Raw genomic sequence first — 26,787 nt, 5'->3', positions numbered from 1 at the left:
ATATTTTATATACTGTTTATTCTGCTAAAACCGTTTCTTTGTTATGCACTTTTCCCGTATATACTACTATATACGGGTTATTTGTGTTATAAATACCAGGAAACTGGAGAAGAAAGATTGCGCAGTTGACTTCCATTTAGATTAGTCTGTTCTTAGATGTTTTAATAATCTTAAAATTTACAGCATCTTAAATGACAAAACCAATCTTATTTTCCTGTTCCATGCTTCAAATAACTCTACGTTTTAGTCCTCGAAGTCCTATTTAATTGCTTTTTTTCTTGATGCTATTTTTTAGAAAGGGGGTTGTTTATTGTTTACTGGAATAATTGAAGAAACAGGCGTTGTAAAAAAAATTACAAAAGATGGTCATTCTCTTAAACTTACCATACAGGCAAATCGAATAATGGAAGATATGAAATTAGGCGACAGCATTGCTGTTAATGGTGTTTGTTTAACTGTTACTGTTTTTGACCGCCACTTTTTTGCGGTGGATGTAATGCCAGAGACATTTCAAGATACGTCGCTTGCTTTGCTGAAAATGGGAGCGGAAGTCAATTTAGAACGGGCAATCATAGCAAATGGCCGTTTTGGCGGACATTTTGTTACAGGCCATGTAGATTGTGTGGGATCAATTTTACATAAAAAAAGACAGGAAAACAGTCTGGTTATGGAGGTGGAAGTACCTGAAGAATATACCCATCTCCTTTTAGAAAAAGGATCTGTGAGCATTGATGGCACAAGTTTGACGATTTTTCAAGCCAGTGATCATTCTCTAACTGTATCTATTATTCCTCATACAGCAGATGTTTCGATAGTTGGGAAAAAATTGCCTGGTGATATCGTTAATCTAGAGTTTGATATGATGGCAAAATACTTTTATCAGTTTATGCAAAGGGGGATGAAATCCTCCCCAAAAACAAATGCAATCACTTCCTCGTTTTTAAAGGAAAATGGTTTTTATTAACGGGAAAAGAGCGTTCGCTAGAAAGGTGGAAATAGCATGTTTCATTCAATAAAAGAAGCACTCGCAGATTTGCAAAAAGGCAAGGTTGTTATCGTCTGTGATGATGAAAATCGGGAAAATGAAGGCGACTTTATCGGCCTTTCAGAATTTGTCACACCAGAAATGATTAATTTTATGGCCAAGGAAGGGCGTGGCTTAATATGTGTGCCGATACAAAAAGAATTAGCAGAGCATTTAGAGCTTGACCCAATGGTGGCTAAAAATAATGATCCTCGACAAACTGCTTTTACGGTTAGCGTTGATCATAAAGAAACAACAACTGGCATTAGTGCCTATGAACGTGCTTTCACTATTCAAAAAATGATGGATAAAGAGGCGAAAGCAGAGGAGTTTACAAGACCAGGCCATATTTTCCCGCTTATTGCAGCAAGTGGTGGAGTATTAGAAAGAAATGGACATACAGAAGCTGCTGTTGATTTAGCAGAACTAGCAGGATCCACAATAAAATCAGGGATAATTTGCGAAATTCTGAATGAGGATGGAACAATGGCTAGAGTGAATGATTTGGTGCAAATCTCCAAAAAATTTGATGTGAAAATGATTACAATAACAGACTTGGTGGAATATAAAAAAATTAGAAAAGAGGAAATAATATAATGAAAAAAGTATATGAAGGCCACTTAGTTGGCAGTGGACTGAAAATTGCAGTGGTTGTATCAAGATTTAATGAATTTATTACGACAAGATTGCTGGCGGGTGCGGAAGATGCGTTGAAAAGACATGGAGTAGAAGAAAAAGATATTGCGGTCATCTGGGTTCCGGGAGTTTTTGAAATACCCCTTGCTGCAAAAAAAATAGCAGAATCAAAAGAATATGATGCGGTCATTACACTTGGGACTGTTATTCGCGGGGCTACGCCTCATTTTGATTATGTAAGCAATGAAGTGGCAAAAGGAGTGGCAAGTACATCCCTAGCTTCTGGTGTGCCGATTATTTTTGGAGTGCTGACAACAGAATCAATTGAACAAGCAATTGAACGAGCAGGAACAAAAGCAGGAAACAAAGGTTGGGAAGCGGCAGTTGGAGCAATTGAGATGGGGAATTTATACAAACAGTTTGCTTAAAACATTTCCTTTTTGCCAATGACCTATTGAAATATTCAGTTTGTTAGAATAAAATTTTAGATGGGCAATCAATACCATCCTAGGCAATGCTATATAATGAAGAAAAAGGTTCATTTTATTAAAAAATAAACATTTTAGACTGTAGGTCAGAATTCGAAAAAAGGAATTTGCCTACAGTCTTTTTGGTATAGGCGAGGTTGCATTTTCGCCTATGTTCTCCTGTGGCATGTTTTCCCCAGAGGTCTTCCCTCTTCCAATAGCATAGTAAATTAGTAATAGAATGCATCATATCTTTGGTTTAAAATAATAGGAAATATTTTTTTCTGGGCAGGCAGAAAAAACATTTGGCATATTAATGGGAAGCTGTTAAAATTATTATTTGTGGCTCCCTTTAATTATAGATTAAAGATGGAGCGGGTAGGGAGAGGGCTATTGTTTTAAAGGTAATGAATAAAAATGAAAAAATGGCTTAATGATTATTTTCAATTGGGGAGATTAGATGCTACATGGAAGGGTGAATTTTTTGCAGGGACAGTCGGTTTTTTTACCGTTGTATATATTGTCGCTGTTAATTCATTAATACTGGCAGAAGCAGGAATTCCATTAGAAGCAGCAATTATTGCAACAATTATCACTTCTGTTGTTGGCTGTTTGTTGATGGGATTTTTGGGGAAGATACCTGTTCTTTTAGTGCCGGGCATGGGCATTAATGCATTATTTTCTTATACAATCGTTCAGTCGATGGGACTTACATGGCAGGAAGCTCTTGGAGTAGTGTTTATTTCTGGACTGCTGTTTATGATTGTTGCATTTACAAAATTGGCAAAAATCGTCAGCGCCTCGATTCCAGCAAGCCTTAAAGAATCCATAACAGTTGGTTTAGGTTTATTTTTGATGCTGATAGGATTAGAAAAAGGCGGAATTGTAGAGAAAGGAACCAATTCTTTAATTTCCTTGGGTTCTTTTAGTGAGCCCCATGTGTTGGCAACCGTTTTTACTTTTCTTGTAAGTATTATTTTGTTTCTTCGCAATGTAAAAGGCAATTTTTTAATTACGATTATTGTAGGTACTGCGATTTCTTGGATGTTTGGATTATTAGATATAAGCACAATAAAGGGGACTAGTATTCAATTAGAGGAGTATAAGGGTGTATTTGGGCATGTATCCTTTGAACAATTGATGACAATCCCATTTTGGGTTGCGGTATTTTCTTTAACGATGGTATTGGTTTTTGAAAATATCGGTTTAGTTCATAATCATGTTAGTTATTTAAACAGACCGGATCGATTTAAAAAAGCATTTCAAGCAAATTCTATTTCTGTTTTTTTATCTAGTTTAACAGGAAGCAGCCCAACAGTATCGACAGTAGAAAGTACGGCAAGTATGGCAGCTGGAGGAAAAACGGGTATAACAGCTGTGGTGGCAGGATTATTGTTTATGTGTTCTATTTTTTTTGTTCCTGTTATCAAGCTTATACCAGACAGTGCGATTGCTCCGATATTAATAATTATCGGCGGACTGATGCTTCAGAATATCCGTAATTTAGATGTAAAAGATTTAAGCGAAAGTTTTCCGAGCTTTTTTATCATTGCAATGATTCCATTTACGTACAGCATCGCAGATGGCATGGCAATTGGTTTTATATTATACCCAATCTTAAAGATTGCTTTAGGAAAGGCGAAGGAAGTTTCTTTGCCTCTATATTTAATATCTTCTTTATTCCTAATTAATTTTGTGCTTCAGTATATGCATTAAAATAATAATGATGGAACAAATGGTTAGATGGCAAAGCTCTATTTTTGTCTAAGCGGCAAAGAATAGAGCTTTTTTGCGTAAATAATTTCTTGAATAGTTAATGATTATGGAAAAGGATGTATTTAGAATATGGTGGAGAATCATTAAATAGGGCTAAAGAATAGAAGGAACCTCATAGTTCGTTGTATAATTCCTTTAAAGTGCGATTAATCAGCGGACAGTTTGGAAACCATATCTATTTTATAAAATATCTGAAAAGATAATTGCAGATTTATGTATGCATTAGTACAATGAGAGAGACTAATTGAGGTAACTTGGGGGAATTAATATGGAAATAAAAGTAACGAAATGTCATGGCAGCGGAAATGATTTTCTTATTATAGATGAAATTTCGAATCCTTATCATTTTTCAGAAACTAATCGGGCAGAATTGGCAAAGGCGTTTTGTGACCGCAGTTCTCTTCTTGGTGCAGACGGCATTCTGTTTGTTTTGCCAAGTGAAAGCGAGAACTGTCATGCGAAAATGCGTGTTTTTAATGCAGATGGATCAGAAGCTTCTATGTGCGGAAATGGAATTCGTTGTGTGGCCCGTTATGTTTGTGAACTATTGGATGTAGAAGAAGCAGTTATTGAAACAATGAAAGCCGATTTAGAAGTGAAAAGAGAGGAAGAAATTTTTCCGGAAATTCCAACTTATTTAGTGGAAATCTCACCAGTATCATTTGATGTGGCCGATTTGCCATTGCATATTGAGCAGCCGACATTAAAAAATGAGAAGTTGCAAGCATTAAATGAGGAATTGCACTTTACTGCACTGGCAGTTCCTAATCCACATTTGATTTCCATTGTAAATAAGCAACAAATCGATTCTCCTTTGCAGGAAAAGATGAGCCAATATGTAAATGGTCCAAATGAGTTATTTACAGATGGAGTAAATGTCAGTTTTGTATCCATTTTAGATGAAGCAAGTATTTATGTCCGTACATTTGAAAGAGGAGTCGGCTTTACAAATGCTTGTGGAACAGCTATGTCTGCGTCTTCGCTTGTAACGATTTTAAATGGTTTCAATAAGGTGGGCGAATACATAGAGGTATATAACAATGGAGGAAAGGTTCGCACATTTGTCCATGAAACCAATGGGAAGTATCGCATTGATTTAATCGGGAACGCAACATATGTATATGATGCTAAGATAGAAGTAGAGCTGCAAGATACAGAACGTTTTTCGATTATAGAGAAAAACGTGAATGAAGCAGAAGCAGTTCAATATGAAAAACTTCAGCACTCTGCACAAAAATATATAAAAGAAAAACTTATATAACATAAAAATTATTGTTTTAAAAAGCTGTCTTCTCTCTTTTGGGAAATTTTATCAAAGAGTAGAGACAGCTTCTTATTTTTTTGAAAAAATAAAGAGTTTAAAATATTTGTTTTAAAAGAAAGGATTAAGGAATTTTAAGATGAAAAATGTATATAAATATTTTGTTTTTTTGTTTATAACCATGGTCTTAACGGGCTGTTCATTAATTGATTCAGCTGTAGAAGAAGAAAAAACGGAGAATAAAAGGGTTAATGTTAGCCTAGAGAAAGCAATTGATGGGGACACTATTTCTGTACGATATAAAGGAAATAAAGAAAGTGTACGTTTTTTGCTTATAGATACACCAGAAACAGCGCATCCTCGTTTAGGAGCACAGCCATATGGGAAAGAAGCGAAAGAATTTACGAAACAAATAGTGGAAAATGCAGATACACTGGAGTTGGAGTTTGATATTGGCCAAAATCGAGATAAGTACGGACGACTCTTGGCATATGTGTATGCAGATGGAGAAATGGTGCAAAAACAATTGCTTCAAAAAGGATTAGCAAGAGTGGCATATATTTATGATCCCAACACGAGATATGTGGATGTTTTCACCACTATTCAAAAAAAAGCACAAAAATTAGGAGTTGGAATATGGTCTGTAGAAAACTATGTCCAGGAAGATGGTTTTCATAAAGAGATTATAACAGACGAAATTTCTAAAGAGAATATGAGCAAGGAATGTTTGATAAAAGGAAATATTACAGCTGATGATAAAATTTATCATACGCCCGATTCTCCTTGGTATAAACAAACAAAAGCAGAAAAAATGTTCTGCACAGAAAAAGAAGCCAAAGCAGCGGGTTTTCGTGCACCTAAATAAGGAGATAGCATAAAGTTATGTTGAAAAGGCCATGTTATTTTTGCGATGGCTGCAGGAAGGTTGCATGCTTGTATTTTTAGAGAAGGAAATTTTCTGCATTCGCCAAAAAAAATTAAGGTGAATAAAAGAGAAATTTGGAAAAATTGGGAGTGAACATAAAAAATCTAGATGAAGAATAACTTCCTGTAGAAGCAAGATTGTTAGCTTTTTTTTATTTATGGGTATGTTAATAGGCAAGAAAGTATAGGAGGATATATCTAAGATGGATACATATAGGATGGAGAAAGAAAGTCAAATGACAAGGAAGTACGTTTTTTTTGTTTTATTTATCGTATTGGCTGGATTGGCTGCATTTATAGGAATTGCTAAATGGGTAACAAGCAAGGATGTAATTGCATTCGATTCCACTGTGATTGCATTTATTCAATCCTTTGTTTCTGACCGTTTTACTCTATTGATGATCGCCATTAGTTTTTTTGGTTCTATAAAGTGGATTGCTGTTGCCTTAATAATCATCGCTTGTTTGTTATGCTGGAAGAAAAAATACGCTCTCGCCCTTTTTTTATTAAGTGCATCTGGGGGAGGAGCCTTATTAAATATAAGTCTAAAGTGGTTTTTTAAACGAGAGCGTCCTGATATCTTGCCAATTGTCATTGAAAAAAGCTATAGTTTTCCTAGTGGCCATTCTATGGGTTCTCTTTTGTTTTATGGAAGTTTAGCATTTGTTGTTCTTCATTTAATGAAACCATCTAAAATAAGAAAGGTTGCCGTCGTGGTGTTTTGTCTGTTTATTTTGCTTATTGGCATAAGCAGAATTTATTTAGGGGTGCATTTTCCGACAGATGTGCTCGGGGGCTATTCAGTTGGCATGGCATTTTTATTTATTTGTATTATTGTTTTTCGTTATTATGAAAAGAAAACAAATAGATAAAAGAAAAATTCAATCAATAGGGTGCTCATAAGCATGGCGAAAATTTGGTTTAGTGGGGAGAAAGATGAAACAGAAAATTATACCAGCTTCTGCAAATATGAAAGAATTTGAACAATTTTTAAAAAGTGATTTTGAAATAGGTGTATTTTTAGAAATTCATATATCTCAATTAAAAAATATAGCTACTATGGCAAAGCATGCAGGGAAAAAAATGATTTATCATGTAGATTTAATTCAAGGACTGAAAAGCGATGATTTTGCAACTGAGTATATTTGCCAAGAATTTAAACCATATGGCCTGATTTCTACTAAGTCATCTGTTATTCAAAAGGCAAAGCAAAAGCATGTGCTGGCAATACAAAGGGTGTTTTTGCTTGACAGCCATGCCATTGAAAAAAGCATCAAGCTAGTAAAAAGGACGCAGCCTGACTATATTGAAGTGTTGCCGGGAGCTATGCCTTGGATGATTGCCGAAATTAAAGAGAAGTTAGATACACCAATTTTGGCAGGAGGATTGATTCGGACTGAAGCAGATGTGGAAAATGCATTAAAGGCTGGAGCTACAGGAATTACTACATCTAAAAAAGAACTTTGGGAAAATTTTGAGTGAGATTGGTTCTGGCGTGCGAGTGCAAGAAAAAAAGTGTTCTGTTTTTTAGAAAATAGAAAAAATTTTTGCATAGTGAAAATGTTTTTATGGTTGACAGCGTTTTCAGATTGTCGTACAATAAATCCACAAGTTAATTTATGTGTCGGAGAAAAAGGAGATGCACAAACAGAAATCACATATTATATATGTGGGAAATTTCTGATGTGCTTCTCCTTTTTTCTTGTTTATCCGGCATGACCGGGCAGTAAAACTCTCACCTAAGGGATGGTGGGAAGAAATGAAAAATCTAGGCGGTAGAAACTAGCCTGCAAAGACCCGATTGGTTCAACTAACAATCAGCGGGGACATGGAAAACTCCCACTGATTGAAGTTTCGCTTTATCCAAAAATGCTTGAGTGCAGAGTGATTGGAAGTTTCAGGTAGATTGATGGATGAAAAAGAAAAGAGGAAAAACGATGACAGCATTTTTGGGAGAAATAATCGGCACAATGATTCTGATTGTAATTGGAGGGGGAGTAGTAGCGGGAGCAAATCTAAAGAAAACGTTTTCTAACAATGGGGGATGGGTTGTTATTACCATTGCATGGGGACTAGCTGTTGTAATGGGAGCATTTGCTGTTGGGAATATTAGCGGTGCACATCTAAATCTAGCTGTTACCATTGCATTTGCGATTTCAGGAGCATTTCCTTGGCATCAGGTTCCAGGTTATATACTTGCACAAGTAATTGGCGGATTACTAGGGGCAGTCATTGTTTATTTGCATTATTTGCCCCATTGGGCGGCAACCGAAGATCCAAGTGCAAAACTAGCCGTGTTTTCAACAAGTCCAGCGATTCCGCATACTTTTTCTAATCTATTAAGTGAGGCGATTGGCACATTTATTTTAGTGTTAGGGTTGCTGTTTATTGGAGCTAATAAGTTTGCAGAAGGACTGAACCCGATTTCAGTAGGGCTATTAATTGTAGCAATTGGCATGTCTCTTGGGGGGACAACAGGATATGCAATTAATCCGGCCCGCGATTTAGGTCCGCGGATTGCTCATTTTATTTTGCCTATTGCAGGAAAAGGAAAGTCTAACTGGGGATATGCTTGGATACCTATTATAGGTCCGGTAATGGGAGCTTCTTTAGCAGCAGTTATTTATCCTTTCATTTATAATGGGGTTATGATTGCAAGTTTTTGGATAGTGATTGCTGCCGATATCATTATACTAGCAGCTGCTTTTTTTGCCTCTAACAATAGAAGCAGAATGATAGTAAAAAAAGCGGCTTAATACATATAATCAATTCTTTTAAATAAGCCAGTTGAAGAGAATAAAATCAGCAGTTTTTAGGGGGATCAACATGGAGAAGTATATTTTATCATTAGATCAAGGGACGACTAGTTCTCGAGCTATTCTATTTAATCAAAAAGGGGAAATTGTTCATTCGGCTCAAAAAGAATTTACACAAATTTTTCCTAATCCTGGCTGGGTAGAGCATAATGCAAACGAAATTTGGGGATCTATTTTATCTGTGATTGCGACCGTTTTATCCGAGTCTGATATAAAGGCTGAGCAAGTTGCAGGAATAGGCATTACCAATCAAAGAGAAACAGCTGTTGTGTGGGATAAAAAAACAGGAGTACCTATCTATCATGCAATCGTTTGGCAATCGCGACAAACAAAAGAAATATGCGAGGAATTAAAGGAACAAGGATATAATGAACTTTTTCGAGAAAAAACAGGGTTATTAATTGATGCTTATTTTGCGGGGACAAAAGTCAAATGGATTTTAGATAATGTAAAGGGAGCTAGACAGAAAGCAGAAAATGAAGAATTGCTGTTTGGCACGATTGACACATGGCTAATATGGAAACTTTCCGGAGGGAAAACTCATGTAACGGATTATTCCAATGCCTCTAGAACGCTGATGTTTAATATTTATGATTTACAATGGGATGATGAGTTATTGAATATCTTAACAGTGCCCAAATCAATGCTTCCAGAAGTAAAACCTTCTTCGGCGATTTATGGATATACTGTAGATTATCATTTTTTTGGTGAAAATATTCCAATTTCAGGAGTAGCAGGGGATCAGCAGGCGGCGCTTTTTGGGCAAGGATGCTTTGAAGAAGGAATGGTAAAAAATACTTATGGAACTGGCTGTTTTATGCTTATGAATACAGGGGAAAAAGCAGTAAAATCAGAGCATGGACTATTAACAACAATAGCATGGGGATTAAATGGAAAAGTAGAATATGCATTAGAGGGAAGCATTTTTGTTGCAGGCTCTGCTATTCAATGGCTTAGAGACGGGTTAAGAATGATAAAAGATGCAAAAGACAGCGAATTATATGCTTGTCGTGTTTCCTCTACTGATGGCGTCTATGTTGTGCCGGCTTTTGTTGGACTTGGTACCCCTTATTGGGATAGTGATGTAAAAGGAGCAGTATTTGGAGTGACAAGAGGCACAACAAAAGAACATTTTATCCGAGCAACTTTAGAATCTTTGGCATATCAGACAAGAGATGTACTTTCTGTTATGCAGAGCGATTCTAATATGAAAGTGAAAACATTGAGAGTAGACGGGGGAGCTGTAAAAAATGACTTTTTAATGCAATTCCAAGGTGATATAGTTGATGTTCCAGTAGAAAGGCCTGTTATCAATGAAACAACGGCTTTAGGCGCTGCTTATTTAGCAGGTTTAGCAGTTGGTTTTTGGAAAAGCAAACAAGAAATTTCTGAAAAATGGAATTTAGAGAAATCCTTTCAGCCGAAAATGAATCAGGCTGAGCGAGAAGTTTTATATGGAGGCTGGAAAAAGGCCATTCATGCGGCGATGGCTTTTAAATAAAAAGAAAGATCCATCAGATTGTCTAAAAAAACATTTTTATAAAAATATTGTAAATACTATGAAAATATAGATTTTTATGGTATGATAAAGTCAAGTTAATAACATGTCTGGAGAAAATGGAGAGACCACAAGTCGTTATCAATTATTGGTAATGTTGCTTTGTGGTCTCTTTTTGTTTTTTTACTAATCGAATCAATTGGGGGAATAAAACATGCAAATGACAAATAGACAAGAAATAGAACAACAATTAAAGATGCAAAAATATGAAGTATTAATCATTGGCGGGGGAATAACGGGCGCTGGAATCGCTCTTGATGCAGCAACGAGAGGGATGAAAACAGCTCTTGTCGAAATGCAGGATTTTTCAGCTGGCACATCAAGCCGCTCAACAAAACTTGTTCATGGCGGCCTTAGGTATTTAAAGCAGTTAGAAGTTGGCATGGTAGCAGAAGTAGGCAAAGAAAGAGCTGTTGTATATGAAAACGGTCCACATGTTACAACACCTGAATGGATGCTGCTTCCTTTCCATACAGGAGGAACTTTCGGCAAGTTTACAACAAGCATCGGGCTTAGAGTGTATGACTTTTTAGCAGGGGTAAAAAAAGCAGAGCGCAGAAAGATGTTTTCAAAAGAAGAAACCTTATTAAAAGAGCCGCTAATAAAAAAAGAAAATTTAAAAGGCGGCGGTTATTATGTAGAGTATCGCACAGATGATAGTCGATTAACAATAGAGGTAATGAAAAAAGCGATTGAAAAAGGGACTGATGCACTTAATTATACAAAAGTGGAAAAGCTGCTTTATGATAAAAAAGGAAAAATTAACGGAGCTTTTGTAAAAAATATGCTGACAGGAGAAAAATACTCTATTTTTGCTGAATATGTGGTGAATGCAGCAGGTCCGTGGGTAGATGTCATTCGTGAAATCGATGGCAGCAAAAAAGGAAAAGCGCTTCAATTGACAAAAGGTGTTCATATTGTAATTGATCAAAGCAAATTTCCATTGAAGCAAGCTATTTATTTTGATACACCAGATAAGCGTATGGTTTTTGCCATTCCAAGAGAAGGAAAAGCATATGTGGGAACAACAGATACATTTTATGGAGATGATCCTGTTAGCCCGACTGTGCAAGCAGAGGATCGAGACTATCTAATCAATGCTATCCACTATATGTTTCCATCAGTAAAAATTTCCCCAGCAGATATTGAGTCCAGTTGGGCGGGAGTCAGACCTTTAATATTAGAAGATGGAAAAGATCCTTCGGAGATTTCCCGCAAAGATGAAATTTGGGAATCTGAATCTGGTTTAATTACCATTGCAGGAGGAAAATTAACAGGCTATCGGAAAATGGCTCAAACGGTTACGGATTTAGTAGCCAAACATTTTGAGCAAAATGGAAAAAAATTCGGAACTTGTCTAACTAAACATTTGCCTATTTCAGGGGGGGATGTAGGAGGATCGAGACAGTTTAAAGAGTTTCAGTTGAAAACCCTGCAAAAAGGAGTAGATGCTGGTCTGACAGAATCAGATGCACTGGCAATTGTCAATAAATATGGAAGCAATGCAGAGTTCATCTATCAATTGGTGAAAGAAAATAAACAGGAGGCGTCAGTCTATTCATTGCCGCTGCTTCTATGGGCAATGATCCGTTATGCAATGGAAAGGGAAATGGCTGTAACACCTGTGGATGTACTGTTAAGAAGAACAGGGCTAATTTTATTTGATATACAAGAAGTGCAGACTTATAAAGACCAGGTTGTTCAATATATGGAAGATTATTGGAGTTGGAGCAAGGAAGAAAAGGAGAAGTTTATAAAAGAATTGGAAAAAGAAATTTTAAATGCAACTGTATCAGAGGAGGGAGAAAACAAAGCAAAATTAGCTTAATTAGATGATTAGAATAAAAATTCCTATTATTTACAAATGGTCTGTGGTTGACTATTTGTAAATAATAGGATATGATACTACCTGTATGTATTTGAGGTTTAGAACGGAATTATGTAATAATGTGTAAGTTAAACAATATGTAAGCACAATAAAAAACAAACTGCAAAATTAGATTTACACTTCAACCCATCTTCAAAAACACATTTCTTATTCTTCTGTAATTAGCGGATTAATCCTTCCATTTTTTAATACAATCAGTAATGTATTTTTGCCGTTCTTATGAAACATCCTAAATTCAAACTGGCACGGTCTAGGAACCGTAAGGATGAAAGAGAGGTAGGGCTTTCATTGTTTTAGGCGAAAACACGCTAAATTTTTCTGTGCGACTCGGATTTTTTCGACTGCATGAAAAAGTGTTATTCCTTAAATATATGCCACATAAAAACAGTGTTTCCTTTTTAAAAGGCACTGTTTTTTTCATTTTGCCGCTGTTTTTTAAAAAGATAGACAGTTTAGAAAAAACAATATTTAAATTGCAAACAAGCTATGTTATGATACGTTTGTAAAAGAAATTACACAGTAACTGACGACAATAATGGAACTAACCATATGGGAGCTGTGTATGTATCGCCGGTCGTCTGGGCAAAAGATGCAAATAGTCATCTTTTAACATTTTTCCGGAGGGATATATATGACTGAGAAACTTATACTAGATGGAAATGCAGTAGCGAACGCAGTAAAGGAAGATTTAAAGGCAAGAATTGAAGATTTAAAAGTAAAAGGGATAACGCCTTGTTTAGCAACGATTTTAGTTGGGGATGATCCCTCAAGTGAAACGTATGTGAAAATGAAAGGAAATGCATGTGCACGTCTTGGGATCGATTCAAAAAAAATTCATTTAGATAAAGAAACGACAACAGAAGAATTGCTGGAGGTTATTTACCAATTAAATGAAGATGCAAATGTGCATGGAATTTTGCTGCAGCATCCTGTACCGCACCAAATTGATGAAAGAAAAGCATTTGAAGCAATTGACATTGAAAAAGATGTAGATGGTGTAACAAGTTTCGGCTATGGACAAACAGCATTAGGGTTTGGCAAATATCCATCCTGCACACCTGCAGCCATTCTTAAAATAATGGAATATTATAATATTAATGCAAGCGGCAAACATGCTGTTGTAGTTGGCAGAAGTCCAATTCTTGGAAAACCAGTTTCGGCATTATTGCTAAACGCAGATGCAACAGTGACAACATGCCATTCTCGTACAGAAAATCTTGCAAGTCATGTAAAACAAGCAGATATTATCATTGCAGCTGTAGGGAAACCTAATTTTATTCAGGGAGATTGGGTAAAACCAGGAGCGATTATTTTAGATGCAGGTTATAATAAAGGCAATATTGGCGATGTTGATTATGAAGCGTGTTTAAAACAAGCTTCTGCCATTACTCCAGTGCCAGGAGGAGTAGGGCCTGTTACAATCAGCATGCTGTTAAAGCATACAGTTGATTCAGCAGAAAAAAGCGTTTAATAGTTTAGTAGAATAAAAAAGTTTATTTGACAAATAGGAATAAATTTTATATGATATATGTAACGCAATTAAGTTCGGTATATGTTTTATGGATAAGTGGTCGTAGCTGCAAACGATGTAGGCGATTTAATCCCTGCATATAAAGGGTGCGACCTTTTATGTAGCGAAGATTTATCGATTCCTAAAAGTTATATTAGGTGCTTAAAGGTGTAACACAATTTTGGAGGTTTTACAAATGAACACAGGTAAAGTAAAATGGTTTAATGCAGAAAAAGGTTTCGGTTTCATCGAGTCTACAGAAGGTCAAGACGTATTCGTTCACTTCTCAGCTATCCAAACTGAAGGTTTCAAAACTTTAGAAGAAGGTCAAGAAGTTACTTTTGAAATCGTTGAAGGTAACCGTGGACCACAAGCTTCTAACGTTACTAAAGCTTAATTAAAGCACTTTTTATTAAAAGGTGATGCCTTTCTAAAATGCATCATCTTTTTTATTGACAAAGACAGTATTCCTTTCTTTTAAAGGATTTTCACTTATCCATTTCATGTACTCCATTTCTTTCATCCGTTTCCTATCCACCTATTTCCCGCTTATTGAAGTATATAGAATAAGGGACAAATTATCTTTATTGTTTTGGAAATGAAAAAAAGTGAAGTAAAATGGAGAGTATATATTTATACATTTTTAAAATAATACGCTCTGCTAAAGATATTTCAAAACAGATTATATTTTCTTTTCATTGGAAAAAATAAATGAAGGTTTTTTGTTATGTTTTTTTGACATTATAATTTTGTATGATTACAATCTTACGGTATAAAAAACATTCTATATGCTTTGACATTTGTTCATTCATTAGACAGTATCGATTTGCAGAGCCAAATACAAGGAGGAAAAAGTATTGACAACTTTTTCAGATTTTAATTTAAGCAGCAGTTTAGAGAAAGCATTATCAAATATGGGGTTTGAAGAACCAACTCCAATTCAGGCACAAGCGCTACCAATCGCCCTTTCAGGAAAAGACATGATTGGACAAGCACAAACTGGTACAGGTAAAACAACAGCTTTTGGTGTACCGTTATTAGAAGCTATTGAAGTAGGCAAAGCAGTACAAGGTTTAGTACTAGCGCCAACAAGAGAATTAGCAGTTCAAGTAGCAGAAGAACTTAATCGCATTGGTGCAGTTAAAGGAATTCGTACATTGCCGGTATATGGCGGACAAGACATTAATCGCCAAATTCGCGGCTTAAAAAAGAAGCCAGAAATCATTGCTGCAACACCAGGACGTTTAATTGATCATATCGAGCGCAAAACAATTCGTTTGCAAGATTTGAAAATGATCGTATTGGATGAAGCGGATGAAATGCTGAATATGGGTTTTATCGATGATATCGAAAGAATCTTAAGTGAAACGCCTGAAAGCCGTCAAACTTTATTATTCTCTGCTACTATGCCAAGAAGAATCCAATCATTGGCAGAACGTTTTATGAAAGAGCCAGAAATAGTAAAAGTAAAAGCAAAAGAAATGACGGTTACAAATATTGAACAGCATTATATGGAAGTTCAAGAACGCCAAAAATTTGACGTTCTATGCAGTCTGTTAGATATTCAATCACCAGAACTTGCAATCGTTTTTGGACGTACAAAAAAGCGTGTTGATGAAGTAGTAGAAGGTTTGATTAAACGAGGCTATTCAGCTGAAGGTATCCATGGAGATATTCCACAAGGGAAACGCGATCAAGTTATTCGTCGTTTTAAAGAACAAACAATTGATATTATGGTAGCAACAGATGTAGCAGCACGTGGTTTAGATATTAGTGGTGTTTCTCATGTTTATAACTTTGATATTCCACAAGATCCAGAAAGTTATGTACACAGAATTGGGCGTACAGGTCGTGCAGGTAAAAAAGGACTTGCGATTACATTTGTGTCACCAAGAGAATTAGATCACTTGCGCATTATTGAAAATGTAACGAAAAAGAAAATGACGAAAAAGCCAATTCCATCTTTAACAGATGTATTAGCTGGAAGCCAACAAGCAACGATTAATAAAATTACAAAAACAGTAGAAGAAAATGCGTATGCAGAATACAAACGTGTAGCAGAAAGTCTTTTAGAAGAGCAGGATTCTGTGACATTGCTTGCTGCAGCATTAAAGTTGCTAACGAAAGAGCCGGATGCAACGCCTGTTAAATTAACAGCTGTTGAGCCACTTCGTTCGAAAAAGCCGAAAAAAGAGTATCGTTCTGGTTCTGGTGGCGGTGGACGTCGTCGTCGCAGTGACCGTCCTAGCGGAGAGCGCAACAATTATGACCGCAATCGCGGCGGCGGTTCTGGTGGAGAAAGAAGAAGCAGAAGCCGTAATAAAAGCAATTAATAACTAACAATTTTTAAGTTTTTTGCCTAAAATAAGATTTTTATCCAAATAAACGATTAAATCGACAAAATTTGGGTACACTGAATAAATGAAGGATATTTTTTAAGAATATCCTTCTTTATTCAAATCTAGGAGGCAATATATAATGGCAACAGGCAAAGTAAAATGGTTTAATTCTGAAAAAGGTTTTGGATTCATTGAAGTAGAAGGTGGAGAAGATGTGTTTGTTCATTTCTCTGCTATTCAAACAGAAGGCTTTAAAACATTAGATGAAGGCCAAGAAGTTAATTTCGATATAGAGCAAGGTGGACGCGGACCACAAGCTGTAAATGTAACGAAAGCTTAACTATAACAAAGAGTCCCAATTAGCGGGCTCTTTTTTTGTGGAAGTGAATGTAATCGTTTGTTTTTGTTTTGTAATAGATAAATCAATAGAAGAGTATAAAAATAAATATTTGAATAAAAAGCTGGATGACAGTGTTTTTAGTGAAACAAGGGTTATATTTTGCTAAAAACAAAAAGATTCTATAAAATAGAGTGATGAAAGAGGTGTAATAATTGAAAGAATATACAGTGGAATTTCATAAAGAAGATGGAATGGGCAATATGGTTGTAACCAAATTAAATGAAGATGATTTTAACGCAGCGACAAGTGGTGGAACAAGACAACTGTTTGAATTGGATACGAATATTGGCTTTTTTATTTATTTTGATGCAGTTGATGAAGCTGGAAAAGAATCTTATTTAGTTCTTCAATATGAGGAAGAAAAAGAAGAACCGGCAGCGTGCTATTCATTTGAATTAAAGGATTTTTATCAATTTGTGGCGCTTCATCTGAATGATTTGCAATTAGATGAAGCAGAGGAAGAAGAGGAAGAGGCATTTGGCCCCATCCACTATTTGGCCCATTTAATGCATCATATCGTAGAAGATGGAAAAGCAGTAGAGGCTTAAAATGAAAAGGACTATCCAAAATAATGGAATAGTCCTTTTTTAACGATGTGAAAATCAGCAAAATTATTCTGCCTCGGTAAAATGTTCTTTGCAAAATGCTGTTATTTCTGCTAATTCTTCTTCCTCTAATGCAAAATCCAAGTATTTATCTTCAATACTGTTATAAAAGTGATAATTTAAGATTTTTCCGTGATCTTCCTCTATGAAAAACAACACTTTTAATTGCAAACCTTGTTCTGATGCAAGATCATCCTCTTCTTCTACTTCTAAGCTTAAAAAGTATTCATATCGTTCCCCTGATAAAATTCCTGTAGGGTCATTAATTTTTTCGATCGTATATTCTCTAATTTCCATATATTTATCCTCCTTTAAGAGAAAAGCAGTTCCCTCATATGTACATACTAAAAAATAATAGCACAATCTATCTGCAAAAAGCCAATTCTTTTTTTTAGAAACAGAAAAGGATGAATATAATATTTTTGGTGAAATTCCCGCATATTGACATTTTCATAGGATGTGTTATAATGAAAGAATGAGTTCTTTTAGTTTATAATAGTTGCTTATTTTAGGTATTAATTGTGTTTTCTAGCGATAAGTTTTTTTATTAAAAAAAACTTTATGGAGGTGCTTCATTTGGCAATGGGTTTTGGCAGAAAAAATAATGAAGAAGTTGTAAAAGAAGAAGTAGCGATTTGGGATTGTGTATCGGATACATGTAAGTGTTGGATTAGGGACAATTTTAAGAGCAGTGAAAAACCAAAGTGCCCAATTTGCGGAAGTGACATGGTAGCAACGACAAGGGAACTTCAAGTGGTAAATAACAATAGCATCTATTCTAAATAAAATAATATAAAAAGGATAAAATCCAATGGATTTTATCCTTTTTTAATTTTTAGCTGCTGCTTACCACTTTCATTAAAAAGGGGATAAGAGAACTTCCCCAAATAACAGTTATCCAGGCTGCAAGAATCATCGCAAGAGTAGAAAAGGTTGCTTCTTGTTCGCCAATTTCCATTGCTTTTGATGTTCCGACTCCGTGAGCTCCCATTCCTAGTGCCAATCCTTTTGCAATTGATGACTTTAATGCCAAAAACTTAATAGCATAAGGGCCAATGATTCCCCCTATTATTCCTGTTATTATAACAAAAACAGTTGTTAGAGTTGGAAGACCGCCAATTTCTTCAGATACTTCTATCGCAATCGGTGTGGTAATAGATCTTGGAATAAGGCTAATAATAAAATCAGATTGAAGATTTATTAAAATAGATAAAAAATAGGAAGAAATAATTGCTACTAATGTTCCTGTTGTTACACTTATAACGATAACAACAAAGTATTTTTTTAATAAGTGCCAATGTTTATAAATGGGAACAGCAAAAGCAATGGTTGCAGGACCTAATAGATGAGTTAATACCTTAGAGGATTGCATATAGCTGTTTGCGGAAATATGGAATAAACTGATAAATAAAATTAATAAAATAGGCGTTAAAAGCAATGGATGCAATAGTGGATTATTCCATTTTTTATAGCCCCATTTTGTAAAACGATAAAATAAATAGGTAAGTACTGTCAATAAAATAATTTTCATTTGGAAAGACTTCTCTTTCTATTATAGATTTTCTCTGCTGTATAGCCTGTTGCGACCATGACAGTGAAAGTGCTGATGGCAATTAATAGAATGGTTTCTATTCCCTTTATATTAAAAATTTCCTCATAGTTCACTATTCCAACTGCTGATGGGATAAAAAATAACAGTAGCTCCGCTAACAGCCAAGCCGCCCCTTTTTCTATCCATTCTACTTTGACTACTTTAGTGAATAAGGAGATAAGTAAAATAATAAGCCCCACCATAGAAGCTGGGATAGGGAGAGCTATAATCATTTTAATTGCCATTCCTAATAATAAAAATATATGGAGAAACAAAATTTGCAAAAGGATAACAATAAATTTTTTCAAAATGATCACCTTCCCTTCCATAAAAATTTTCTAGAAAATAACATAAATTATTTTTGGATAAGATAATCATACGTTATGTATTATTATTCGTATAATACATAGTTATTATATTTACTATAACTAAAAGTTATAGTAAATATATAAAAGGCTTTCATAAAAGGGGTAACGCTTACATTTGTACTTATTTTTTGTCAAGAGAAATATGAAATCTTCTCTTATTTTATGACAAAATCGATAAATCTTTTTCCAGCTACAGATAAATAACGTTCTTTTTTTGTAATAATTGCTAATTCCCACTTTGTTATAGGCTTTAAATCGATAATTCTAACATGTTTATTGGTAATTCGATTGCAAATCGATTCAGGAAGCATGCTGATTCCCAGATTAGCTGCAACAATTTCGGCAATAAAATCCCATTGAGAACTTTTAAAAATAATTTTTGGTTCAAAACCTTCTTGAATACATTTTTGTCGCATAATTTCATAAAGAGCGAATTCTTCACTATAAAAAATAAATTCTACATCGCGAAGCTCCTTCATATGAACGACTTTTCTTGTGGACAATTCATGCTGCTCATTTACAATTAATTTCATTTTTTCTTGTACAAATGGAAATATATGAAATGCTTCACTTTCAATTGGCAATACAGATACACCAATTTCAAATTCCCCTTCTTCAACACTTTTGGCCACTTTAGCTGCTCCATATTCTTTGATATTGATATGTATGTTTGGATAGGCACGATGAAAGGCAGCAATCACTTTTGGAAAAAATAAACTGCCGATAATAGGAGGAATGCCGATAGTAATAGTTCCTCGGGTTAAATTTGTCATATCATGAAGCGTAGCAGACATTTCTTCTACTTGCGCAATGATTTTTACAGCATAATCATAGACAATTTGACCAGCATCTGTTAGTTCATGGGTTTTATTGGAACGATGAATTAAGGTAATGCCAACCTCTTCTTCTAAACTTTTAATCACCTTACTTAAAGCGGGTTGGGATATATGCAGTGTTTCTGCTGCTTTTGTAATATTTTTTTGCTTTACTACTTCAATAAAGTATGTCAGTTGCCGAATCTCCAACCTTTTTCTCTCCAATCTTTTTATAGAATCTTTTTATTACGCATTAACGGGCAGTATGACCCTCATCTTGAGATGATAAGAGAAGACGAGAAATCTAGGTGGGCAGAAACTTGCTCGTAAAAGTCTGATTGGCTCAATTAGCAATCAGTGAGGGAAAACCCCACTGATTGAAGTTTCTCTTTATTTTACCGATATTTTCAAGGGAAAACAATTTGTATATAAAATATGATTATCATAAAGTGCCACTTCATAATGGAGAATTTTTGTCCATTTAGATTTCTCTTTTCCTTCCACCCCTTAATAGAGAAGGTTAATGTTCATTAATGGGTGGCTTTACCGGAAGATTTTTAAACAAAAATAAAAAGAGGTTTAAGAAAAATAAAATGGGGTAAACACAATATAACGATGGTTGAAAGGTGTGTGAGAAGATGTACATTTTTCACGAATTGAAGGAAAAAAAGATGAAAGCTAACTGGAAAGATAATTTATTGGAAAATAAAAAATTTAAAAATTTATACAGCAATAAAAATAAGATAGAAGTATTGGTGAAAAAAATTCATATAAATAAAAATATTCGCTGATAGTATAGGTAGAGTTAGATGGCAGGTTTAAGGATGTCCCATTAGAAGTCTTGAATAGTTGCGCAGCTAAAATAGAATGCAACAAACTTCTAAGGGACATTTCTTTATATTAGGAATGAGCCGGAGCTTCTAATAAATAATCTTCAAATACTTTATAAATAATTCCATTTTCCTCTATAAAATTAGCGCTTTCTAATTGTTTTGTACGGACAACATAAACGGATTTAACAAAAATATGAAGTGCTTCATCCTCTGATAATCCATGAATTTTTTGAATTAGCTGACTGTTTGTGCTGTAATTTGATAAGCGGATCAGAAATTCTTTTGGATAATCCTTTGGCAATTTGCCAGTCTCTTCTTTAAAAATACCCCCTTGTCCTTCAATTTCGACGTGATGTATTATTTCTGATAATTCCATCAAAGTAAATATCTCCATTGATTAAAAACACCTCTTTCCTAACTAGTATTATAACAGGGCTGTAAATGCTAGTAAATTAATGTTTGCTAATCTTATGTAATAGTCTGAATTTTGTAACGGAATAAACTGTTATATAAAAGGTTATTTCCATTTAATCTGCAAAATGACTACTTGTTTAAAAAAAATAAGGAACAATCCATTTTCAAGTGATAAAATATAAAAGAATAAAAAGTGGTAAGGAGTTTTTGTCAGTATGTGTAAAGAAAATAATAAAATGTATTATATGGTGAAAGAATTTCATCAAGCATTTGGACATGAAGTGAAAAATAGTCCAACTGCTATATCAGAAGAAACAGCACTTAACCGGGCTGTTTGGACTGGGGAGGAAATAGTTGAATTTCTTTATGCCACAGCTGCAGGCAAGGAAGATAAGTTTAATGAACTATTCCAAGGGCTGCTTTTAGGGCTAGAAAAGGCTGCAGAGAAAATAACAGCAGAAAAAAAACCAGTAGAAGATGTATTAGTGGCACAAATGGATGCATTAACAGACATTGAATATTTTAATCAAGGCAGTTTTGTGATTGCTGGAGTGGAGCCTTTTAATTTATTTCAAATCGTGCAAAATGCCAATATGGGCAAACTTTTTCCAGATGGCAAACCAAGATTTAGAGAAGGGGACGGGAAAATTATTAAACCCCCACATTGGGAAGCAGAATTTGCACCAGAAGGAAAACTGAAATTAGAGATAGAGAGACAAAAAAGGGGAGAATAAAAACATTCTTCTCTCAAGACTGCCCACAAAAGGTCACAAGAGCCTGTGCTCTTGTGACCTTTTGTTCAGATAAACTTTAAAAATTTTCGAGTTTATCTACAGTCTGAGGAGAAGGATAAAACATTCTCCTCTTTTTGTTTGCTCTCAACTATTTTTATAAAAAGAAGCTGGAATAAAAATGGTTGGATTGCCGGAAACATATGGGCCTACTTCGTATTGCTGGAAGATCAAATAGATGCCTCCATCTGCAAAGTAAAAATGTGTTTGATTGGTTATTTGAAAAGATGAAAAGTCCTTTGAATCTGGGTAAAAAATATCAGGTTGTTTCAACATATAGCTTTTTGTATATGCTGTAACTTTTTTATATATCTTTTTGCTAGGGAATAAGTTATCAAGCGTATATTTCTGACCTGTCTTTAAATCGAAGTTATAGCTTGTGACGGTTGTGCTTCCATGAGCTCCTCCTGTAAATTGATAATCGTACAGCAGGAGGCTTAGCTTATTATGCTTATTGTATTTGACCTCATAGTTTGTTGTATATTCATAGATGCAGGCAGAAGGAGAATCTTTGCAAATATTTGTATTCTTTATATTTTTCATTTCTTGCATCAATGCTTCATAATTTTCTGCTGATTTTTTTATATGTTTGGTTAAGGAAACATTTATTTTTTTCTCTGCTGTTTTGTTTGTTAAACCAGAAACATAAGGATAGATGAGCTGTGAATTCTGCTGATACTTTTTTGCCGTCACTGCTGCATTGTTTATTGGCGCTGCACTTGTATAGTGGGGTGGCAGGAGACAAAAAAGAAAAGTGAATATAATACTACATATAAACATGGATGGAATGGAACGCATTTTATTCTCCTTATCTTGTTTTTATCATTTATTATCAATTTTTGAGCTCCACCTAATGGATGATAAGAGAAACTGTTTAGGTGGGCAGAAACTTGTTGAGTAAAAGCCTGATTGAAGTTTCACTGTATAGGATAAGTAGAATAAAGGAAAACATACATGACGTTTTATAAAATAATAAAAAATATAGTATGGATAAGATACTATGGCAGTAACAGATAATCCTAAAGGATGGGATTTTTTAATGGATTAATGGACAAGAATTAGAGATGATTGCGGGAGAGCAAAAGCGGCGTGGAGCCAGCCTATAAATTAGTAAGAGATTTAATTGTATTTACTGATTTGCGTTTACTCTTAGCAGATAAGCAAGGTTTAGCAGGAATAAAGATGATTTCCATATAAAAGCATTTATCGTTTTAGTGTGGAAACAGCAGGCCCCTTTGATCTAGATGCAGAGTTGAAAATTTGGATAAGTGCAATGCAGCCGACAATTTGAAAAAGATAAAACTATTTAAGAGGTGCAAAAAGCGATGAAGGCGCATGTGGCAAAAGCATAGATAACAACATTTTTTTATAACTAAAGCAATGCTTCTAGAAAATAAAAAAAGCAGAGTATGACATTTGTCATGTTATGTATATGACATGTATGTCTTCATAAGTTTATCCCTTTTTTTTATACTTATTATATTGATAAAAAAAGGGGATAAAAGACATGAATATCCAAAATTTAAAGCAATTGCGTAAAGCCGTTTCGCCTTTTGAAAAGCCCAAAACGAAAAACAGTCTATGGCAATTGATTAATACAGTGGTTCCGTTTTTTGTGTTATGGGTATTGGCATATCAAAGCTTAACGATTTCTTATTTATTGACATTGGCTTTTGCCATTCCAGCAGCAGGATTTTTGGTAAGAATCTTTATTATTTTTCATGACTGCTGCCATTTTTCGTTTTTTAAGAATCGCAGAGCCAATAAAATACTAGGAACACTTACTGGAATCCTCACATTATTTCCATACAATAAATGGCAGCACAGTCATTCTGTTCACCATGCAACGAGCGGCAATTTAGATAAGCGGGGAACAGGGGATTTATGGATGATGACGGTAAATGAATATATGGAAGCATCCTTTTTTACGAAAATAAAATATCGTTTATACCGTAATCCAATTGTTATGTTTGGATTAGGCCCTATTTACGAATTTCTGATTATGAATCGTTTTAACAGAAAAAACGCCCGAATTCAGGAAAGGCTAAATACGTATTTAACGAACATTTCCCTTGTTGCAATCATCTTTTTACTTGGATCTGTATTGGGATGGACATCCTTTTTGCTGGTGCAGCTTCCAATTTTTCTTCTTTCAGGCAGCATGGGAGTTTGGCTGTTTTATGTTCAGCATACATTTGAGGATACGTATTTTGAAGAAGATAAGAATTGGGATTATGTAAAGGCTGCTGTTGAAGGGAGTTCTTTCTACAAGCTGCCAAAATGGATGCAATGGCTGACAGGAAATATTGGCTATCATCATGTGCATCATTTAAGCCCAAGAGTTCCAAATTATATGCTGGAAGAAGTTCATAACCAAACAACGCCCTTGCAAAATGTGCCAACAATCACATTAGCCACAAGTTTAAAATCATTAAAGTTTCGTTTATGGGATGAAGAAAGCAACCAATTTATTGCTTTTTATGAATTAAAAAACTCTGCATCCATCCGACGATTGAAGGCTTCTAAAACAGAAGTTTAAGCATATATGTCTTTTCACTGAAGAAGCAGCTATCTTTTTTATTGCTTATAGCCAGAAATTATGTTGGCGCCGATTTAGGCATTCACATGATGGAATAAGCTTTATAAAAGTAGTTGCTTATTTATGTTAATATAACAAGTAATACGGTTTATCTGTGATCCTTTGTACAGATATTTATAAATAAAGGGGTAGTTATGATAAAAAAAAGGAATATTTTGCAGAATAATACAGGAATCTCTTTTTATATCTGGACATTACTAACGATTTTGCCATTTTATTTTATTTTTCATGCGTCTAAAACAGCCGATGTAGTGATAGGAATCCTTTTAACGGCGCTCTTTTTTTTGCTTTATACCATTGCATATAAAACAAAAGGGTGGCCGATTTATATCTGGACATCTTTGTTGATTGCAATGTCTATTGCGGCTACTTATTTTTATAGTTATGTATATTTTGCTTTTTTCTTATCCTATTTGATTGGAAATATAAAAAAACATCTGCCATTTATTATTTTGTATATTGTACATGTAGTGTTGACTTCTCTTGCTATCAATATAAAATTCATTTTGCAAGATGAACTATTGCTTAAGCAGCTGCCATTTGTGCTTATTATTTGGTTAGGTGTTATTCTTTTTCCATTAACGATATATAATCGCAAAAAAACAGGACAATTAGAAGAAAAGCTGGAAGATGCAAACAAACGAATCTCGGAACTGGGAAAATTAGAAGAAAGGCAGCGAATTGCCAGGGATCTTCATGATACACTTGGACAAAAACTTTCTCTTATTGGCTTAAAAGCGGATCTAGCAAAAAAATTAATTTATAAAGATCCTGAAAAAGCAAAATCAGAGTTAAAAGATGTTCAGCAAACGGCCAGAACCGCTTTAAACGAAGTAAGAGTGATGGTTTCTTCGATGAGAGGCATTAAATTAAAGGAAGAAATAGTCCTTGTAGAACAAATTCTTCAAGCAGCAGATATTAAATTTATATGCAATAAAGCTTTCATTTTATCGAAGCTTTCTCCCATTGCAGAAAATATTTTAAGCATGTGTTTAAAAGAAGGGGTTACGAATATCGTTAAACATAGTAACGCAACTGTTTGCAGGGTTAAAATCGAAGAAAACGCAACAGAGGTGCAATTAATTATTCAAGATAATGGCGAATCGATTGTGACAGAAAAGGATTTTGCCAAAGGTCATGGATTAGTCGGCATGCGGGAACGATTAGAATTTGTCAATGGAAGTTTACATGTACAATCAGACCAAGGAACCAATTTAACGATAAAGGTGCCCAAAGATGTAAAACAAGTAGAAAAGGAGGGAGTATATGATTAAGATTGTAATTGCAGAAGATCAGCGCATGCTTTTAGGTGCATTAGGTTCATTGCTTGATTTAGAGGATGATATGACGGTTGTCGGCAAAGCGAATAATGGAATGGAAGCTATTGAATTAGTGCAAAAGTTAACTCCAGATATTTGCATCATGGATATTGAAATGCCAGGAAAAACAGGATTAGAGGCAGCGGAAGAATTAAAAGAAGAAAGCTGTAAAGTCATTATTTTGACCACTTTTGCAAGATCAGGATATTTCGAGCGGGCTTTAAAAGCAGGAGTGAGCGGTTATTTGCTGAAAGATAGCCCCAGTGAAGAACTGGCTTCAAGCATTCGCAGCGTAATGACGGGAAAACGAGTCTATGCTCCTGAATTGATTGATGATATGTATAAAGAAGAAAACCCTCTGACTGAGCGGGAAAAAGAAGTGCTTAGCTTAGTTGCAGATGGAAAAAACACAAAAGAAATAGCAGACGAACTTTCCATTAAAACAGGCACAGTGCGAAATTATATCAGCATGATTTTAGATAAATTAGAAGTGAAAAACCGCATTGAAGCAATCTCAAGGTTTAAGGAGAAGGGCTGGTTTAAATAAAGTGAAACTTCAATCAGGATGGGGATTTCCACTTCCCCATCCTGATTGTTAATGGATTTACTCAGCAAGTTTTTATCCGGCTAGATTTTTCGTTTTCTTTTATAATCTTGAGATAAGAAGCAAAAGCCATTAATGTGTGATAAAGCTGCGGCAAGGAAAAGAATGAAAACGGATTCGTTATCCCGATATCTAGTACATAGGGATAATGAATCGCACTGTTGAATCAGTATAAAATCAGAAAAATAGCAAGAATTCGATCACCTATAGAGAGAAATCGATAGAAAAGTGGTATGTTTGTTATAATAG

General features: G+C 34.8%; 27 protein-coding genes, 2 pseudogenes and 1 riboswitch. Of the genes and pseudogenes, 23 read left to right on the top strand and 6 right to left on the bottom strand.

Going from position 1 to position 26,787, the window contains the following annotated elements; all coding sequences use genetic code 11:
• Positions 1-310 precede the first annotated feature (310 nt).
• The 16 genes and pseudogenes from ribE to NCCP28_RS01150 all read left to right on the top strand — a co-directional run bounded on the left by ribE (position 311) and on the right by NCCP28_RS01150 (position 17,147).
• Positions 311-964 (top strand): riboflavin synthase, encoded by a 654-nt coding sequence (gene ribE, locus NCCP28_RS01225; RefSeq protein ID WP_248559592.1) that lies wholly within the window; start codon positions 311-313, stop codon positions 962-964.
• Positions 965-1,000: 36 nt separating this feature from the next.
• Positions 1,001-1,597: pseudogene (gene ribB / locus NCCP28_RS01220) on the top strand (3,4-dihydroxy-2-butanone-4-phosphate synthase); the annotation flags it as partial.
• A 23-nt stretch (positions 1,598-1,620) separates the two neighbouring features.
• Positions 1,621-2,088, top strand: a complete 468-nt coding sequence (gene ribH / locus NCCP28_RS01215; RefSeq protein WP_248559591.1) for a 6,7-dimethyl-8-ribityllumazine synthase — start codon at positions 1,621-1,623, stop codon at positions 2,086-2,088.
• Positions 2,089-2,544: 456 nt separating this feature from the next.
• Positions 2,545-3,843, top strand: coding sequence for an NCS2 family permease (locus NCCP28_RS01210; RefSeq protein ID WP_248559590.1), 1,299 nt, complete (start codon positions 2,545-2,547; stop codon positions 3,841-3,843).
• 328 nt (positions 3,844-4,171) lie between these two features.
• Positions 4,172-5,164 (top strand): diaminopimelate epimerase, encoded by a 993-nt coding sequence (dapF, locus tag NCCP28_RS01205; RefSeq protein WP_248559589.1) that lies wholly within the window; start codon positions 4,172-4,174, stop codon positions 5,162-5,164.
• 139 nt (positions 5,165-5,303) lie between these two features.
• Positions 5,304-6,029 (top strand): thermonuclease family protein, encoded by a 726-nt coding sequence (locus tag NCCP28_RS01200; protein ID WP_248559588.1) that lies wholly within the window; start codon positions 5,304-5,306, stop codon positions 6,027-6,029.
• Between the two features lie 262 nt (positions 6,030-6,291).
• A complete protein-coding gene (locus tag NCCP28_RS01195; RefSeq protein ID WP_248559587.1) occupies positions 6,292-6,960 on the top strand; it encodes a phosphatase PAP2 family protein in 669 nt (222 codons plus the stop codon).
• Between the two features lie 64 nt (positions 6,961-7,024).
• A complete protein-coding gene (locus tag NCCP28_RS01190; RefSeq protein WP_248559586.1) occupies positions 7,025-7,570 on the top strand; it encodes a glycerol-3-phosphate responsive antiterminator in 546 nt (181 codons plus the stop codon).
• A gap of 455 nt (positions 7,571-8,025) precedes the next feature.
• The gene (locus NCCP28_RS01185) at positions 8,026-8,844 is read left to right on the top strand and encodes an MIP/aquaporin family protein (protein WP_248560259.1); all 819 of its coding nucleotides are present in this window, start codon (positions 8,026-8,028) and stop codon (positions 8,842-8,844) included.
• 70 nt (positions 8,845-8,914) lie between these two features.
• Positions 8,915-10,405 (top strand): glycerol kinase GlpK, encoded by a 1,491-nt coding sequence (gene glpK / locus NCCP28_RS01180; protein ID WP_248559585.1) that lies wholly within the window; start codon positions 8,915-8,917, stop codon positions 10,403-10,405.
• A 211-nt stretch (positions 10,406-10,616) separates the two neighbouring features.
• Positions 10,617-12,290, top strand: a complete 1,674-nt coding sequence (locus NCCP28_RS01175) for a glycerol-3-phosphate dehydrogenase/oxidase (RefSeq protein WP_248559584.1) — start codon at positions 10,617-10,619, stop codon at positions 12,288-12,290.
• A gap of 569 nt (positions 12,291-12,859) precedes the next feature.
• A riboswitch (ZMP/ZTP riboswitch) is annotated at positions 12,860-12,941 on the top strand.
• A gap of 40 nt (positions 12,942-12,981) precedes the next feature.
• A complete protein-coding gene (locus NCCP28_RS01170; protein WP_248559583.1) occupies positions 12,982-13,821 on the top strand; it encodes a bifunctional 5,10-methylenetetrahydrofolate dehydrogenase/5,10-methenyltetrahydrofolate cyclohydrolase in 840 nt (279 codons plus the stop codon).
• Between the two features lie 235 nt (positions 13,822-14,056).
• Complete coding sequence (locus NCCP28_RS01165; protein ID WP_248559582.1) at positions 14,057-14,257, top strand: cold-shock protein; 201 nt, start codon at positions 14,057-14,059, stop codon at positions 14,255-14,257.
• Between the two features lie 460 nt (positions 14,258-14,717).
• Positions 14,718-16,193, top strand: coding sequence for a degradosome RNA helicase CshA (cshA, locus tag NCCP28_RS01160; RefSeq protein ID WP_248559581.1), 1,476 nt, complete (start codon positions 14,718-14,720; stop codon positions 16,191-16,193).
• Between the two features lie 145 nt (positions 16,194-16,338).
• Positions 16,339-16,539 (top strand): cold-shock protein, encoded by a 201-nt coding sequence (locus NCCP28_RS01155; protein WP_101177498.1) that lies wholly within the window; start codon positions 16,339-16,341, stop codon positions 16,537-16,539.
• 212 nt (positions 16,540-16,751) lie between these two features.
• Positions 16,752-17,147: a cytosolic protein gene (locus NCCP28_RS01150; protein WP_248559580.1), complete on the top strand. Its 396-nt coding sequence runs from the start codon at positions 16,752-16,754 to the stop codon at positions 17,145-17,147.
• 63 nt (positions 17,148-17,210) lie between these two features.
• On the opposite strand, the gene NCCP28_RS01145 is transcribed toward NCCP28_RS01150, so the two are convergent.
• Positions 17,211-17,501: a DUF6509 family protein gene (locus NCCP28_RS01145; protein ID WP_248559579.1), complete on the bottom strand. Its 291-nt coding sequence runs from the start codon at positions 17,499-17,501 to the stop codon at positions 17,211-17,213.
• Between the two features lie 285 nt (positions 17,502-17,786).
• On the opposite strand from NCCP28_RS01145, the gene NCCP28_RS01140 reads away from it, so the two are divergent.
• Positions 17,787-17,990 (top strand): cold-shock protein, encoded by a 204-nt coding sequence (locus tag NCCP28_RS01140; protein WP_193603778.1) that lies wholly within the window; start codon positions 17,787-17,789, stop codon positions 17,988-17,990.
• Between the two features lie 49 nt (positions 17,991-18,039).
• Here the strand turns inward: NCCP28_RS01140 and NCCP28_RS01135 are convergent, their stop codons facing one another.
• From NCCP28_RS01135 to NCCP28_RS01125, 3 genes are all read right to left on the bottom strand, one after another.
• Positions 18,040-18,735: an LrgB family protein gene (locus tag NCCP28_RS01135; RefSeq protein WP_248559578.1), complete on the bottom strand. Its 696-nt coding sequence runs from the start codon at positions 18,733-18,735 to the stop codon at positions 18,040-18,042.
• Positions 18,732-19,103 (bottom strand): CidA/LrgA family holin-like protein, encoded by a 372-nt coding sequence (locus tag NCCP28_RS01130; RefSeq protein ID WP_375709356.1) that lies wholly within the window; start codon positions 19,101-19,103, stop codon positions 18,732-18,734. The genes NCCP28_RS01135 and NCCP28_RS01130 overlap by 4 nt, the downstream gene beginning before the upstream one ends.
• Before the next feature lie 215 nt (positions 19,104-19,318).
• Entirely contained in the window at positions 19,319-20,188 is an 870-nt protein-coding gene (locus NCCP28_RS01125; protein WP_248559576.1) for a LysR family transcriptional regulator, read from the bottom strand.
• 428 nt (positions 20,189-20,616) lie between these two features.
• Between NCCP28_RS01125 and NCCP28_RS01120 the strand changes: the two genes are divergently transcribed.
• Complete coding sequence (locus NCCP28_RS01120) at positions 20,617-20,769, top strand: hypothetical protein (protein WP_248559575.1); 153 nt, start codon at positions 20,617-20,619, stop codon at positions 20,767-20,769.
• Between the two features lie 109 nt (positions 20,770-20,878).
• On the opposite strand, the gene NCCP28_RS01115 is transcribed toward NCCP28_RS01120, so the two are convergent.
• Positions 20,879-21,205: a hypothetical protein gene (locus NCCP28_RS01115; RefSeq protein WP_248559574.1), complete on the bottom strand. Its 327-nt coding sequence runs from the start codon at positions 21,203-21,205 to the stop codon at positions 20,879-20,881.
• Between the two features lie 235 nt (positions 21,206-21,440).
• Here NCCP28_RS01115 and NCCP28_RS01110 point away from each other — a divergent pair, with 235 nt between their 5' ends.
• Positions 21,441-21,959, top strand: coding sequence for a pyrophosphohydrolase domain-containing protein (locus NCCP28_RS01110; protein ID WP_248559573.1), 519 nt, complete (start codon positions 21,441-21,443; stop codon positions 21,957-21,959).
• A gap of 144 nt (positions 21,960-22,103) precedes the next feature.
• On the opposite strand, the gene NCCP28_RS01105 is transcribed toward NCCP28_RS01110, so the two are convergent.
• Positions 22,104-22,814, bottom strand: a complete 711-nt coding sequence (locus NCCP28_RS01105; RefSeq protein WP_248559572.1) for a DUF3298 and DUF4163 domain-containing protein — start codon at positions 22,812-22,814, stop codon at positions 22,104-22,106.
• A 291-nt stretch (positions 22,815-23,105) separates the two neighbouring features.
• Here NCCP28_RS01105 and NCCP28_RS01100 point away from each other — a divergent pair.
• The 4 genes and pseudogenes from NCCP28_RS01100 to NCCP28_RS01085 all read left to right on the top strand — a co-directional run.
• A pseudogene (locus NCCP28_RS01100) lies at positions 23,106-23,295 on the top strand (PH domain-containing protein); the annotation flags it as partial.
• A 228-nt stretch (positions 23,296-23,523) separates the two neighbouring features.
• Complete coding sequence (gene desA, locus NCCP28_RS01095) at positions 23,524-24,555, top strand: Delta(5) desaturase DesA (RefSeq protein WP_248559571.1); 1,032 nt, start codon at positions 23,524-23,526, stop codon at positions 24,553-24,555.
• A 194-nt stretch (positions 24,556-24,749) separates the two neighbouring features.
• Complete coding sequence (locus tag NCCP28_RS01090) at positions 24,750-25,889, top strand: sensor histidine kinase (protein WP_248559570.1); 1,140 nt, start codon at positions 24,750-24,752, stop codon at positions 25,887-25,889.
• Positions 25,882-26,481, top strand: coding sequence for a response regulator transcription factor (locus tag NCCP28_RS01085; RefSeq protein ID WP_248559569.1), 600 nt, complete (start codon positions 25,882-25,884; stop codon positions 26,479-26,481). The genes NCCP28_RS01090 and NCCP28_RS01085 overlap by 8 nt, the downstream gene beginning before the upstream one ends.
• Positions 26,482-26,787 lie beyond the last annotated feature (306 nt).

Source organism: Niallia sp. NCCP-28 (assembly GCF_023168165.1).
Lineage (GTDB): Bacteria > Bacillota > Bacilli > Bacillales > Cytobacillaceae > Niallia.
The sequence above is the reverse complement of the archived record's forward strand: the minus strand, read 5'-3'. Positions and strand labels throughout refer to the sequence as shown.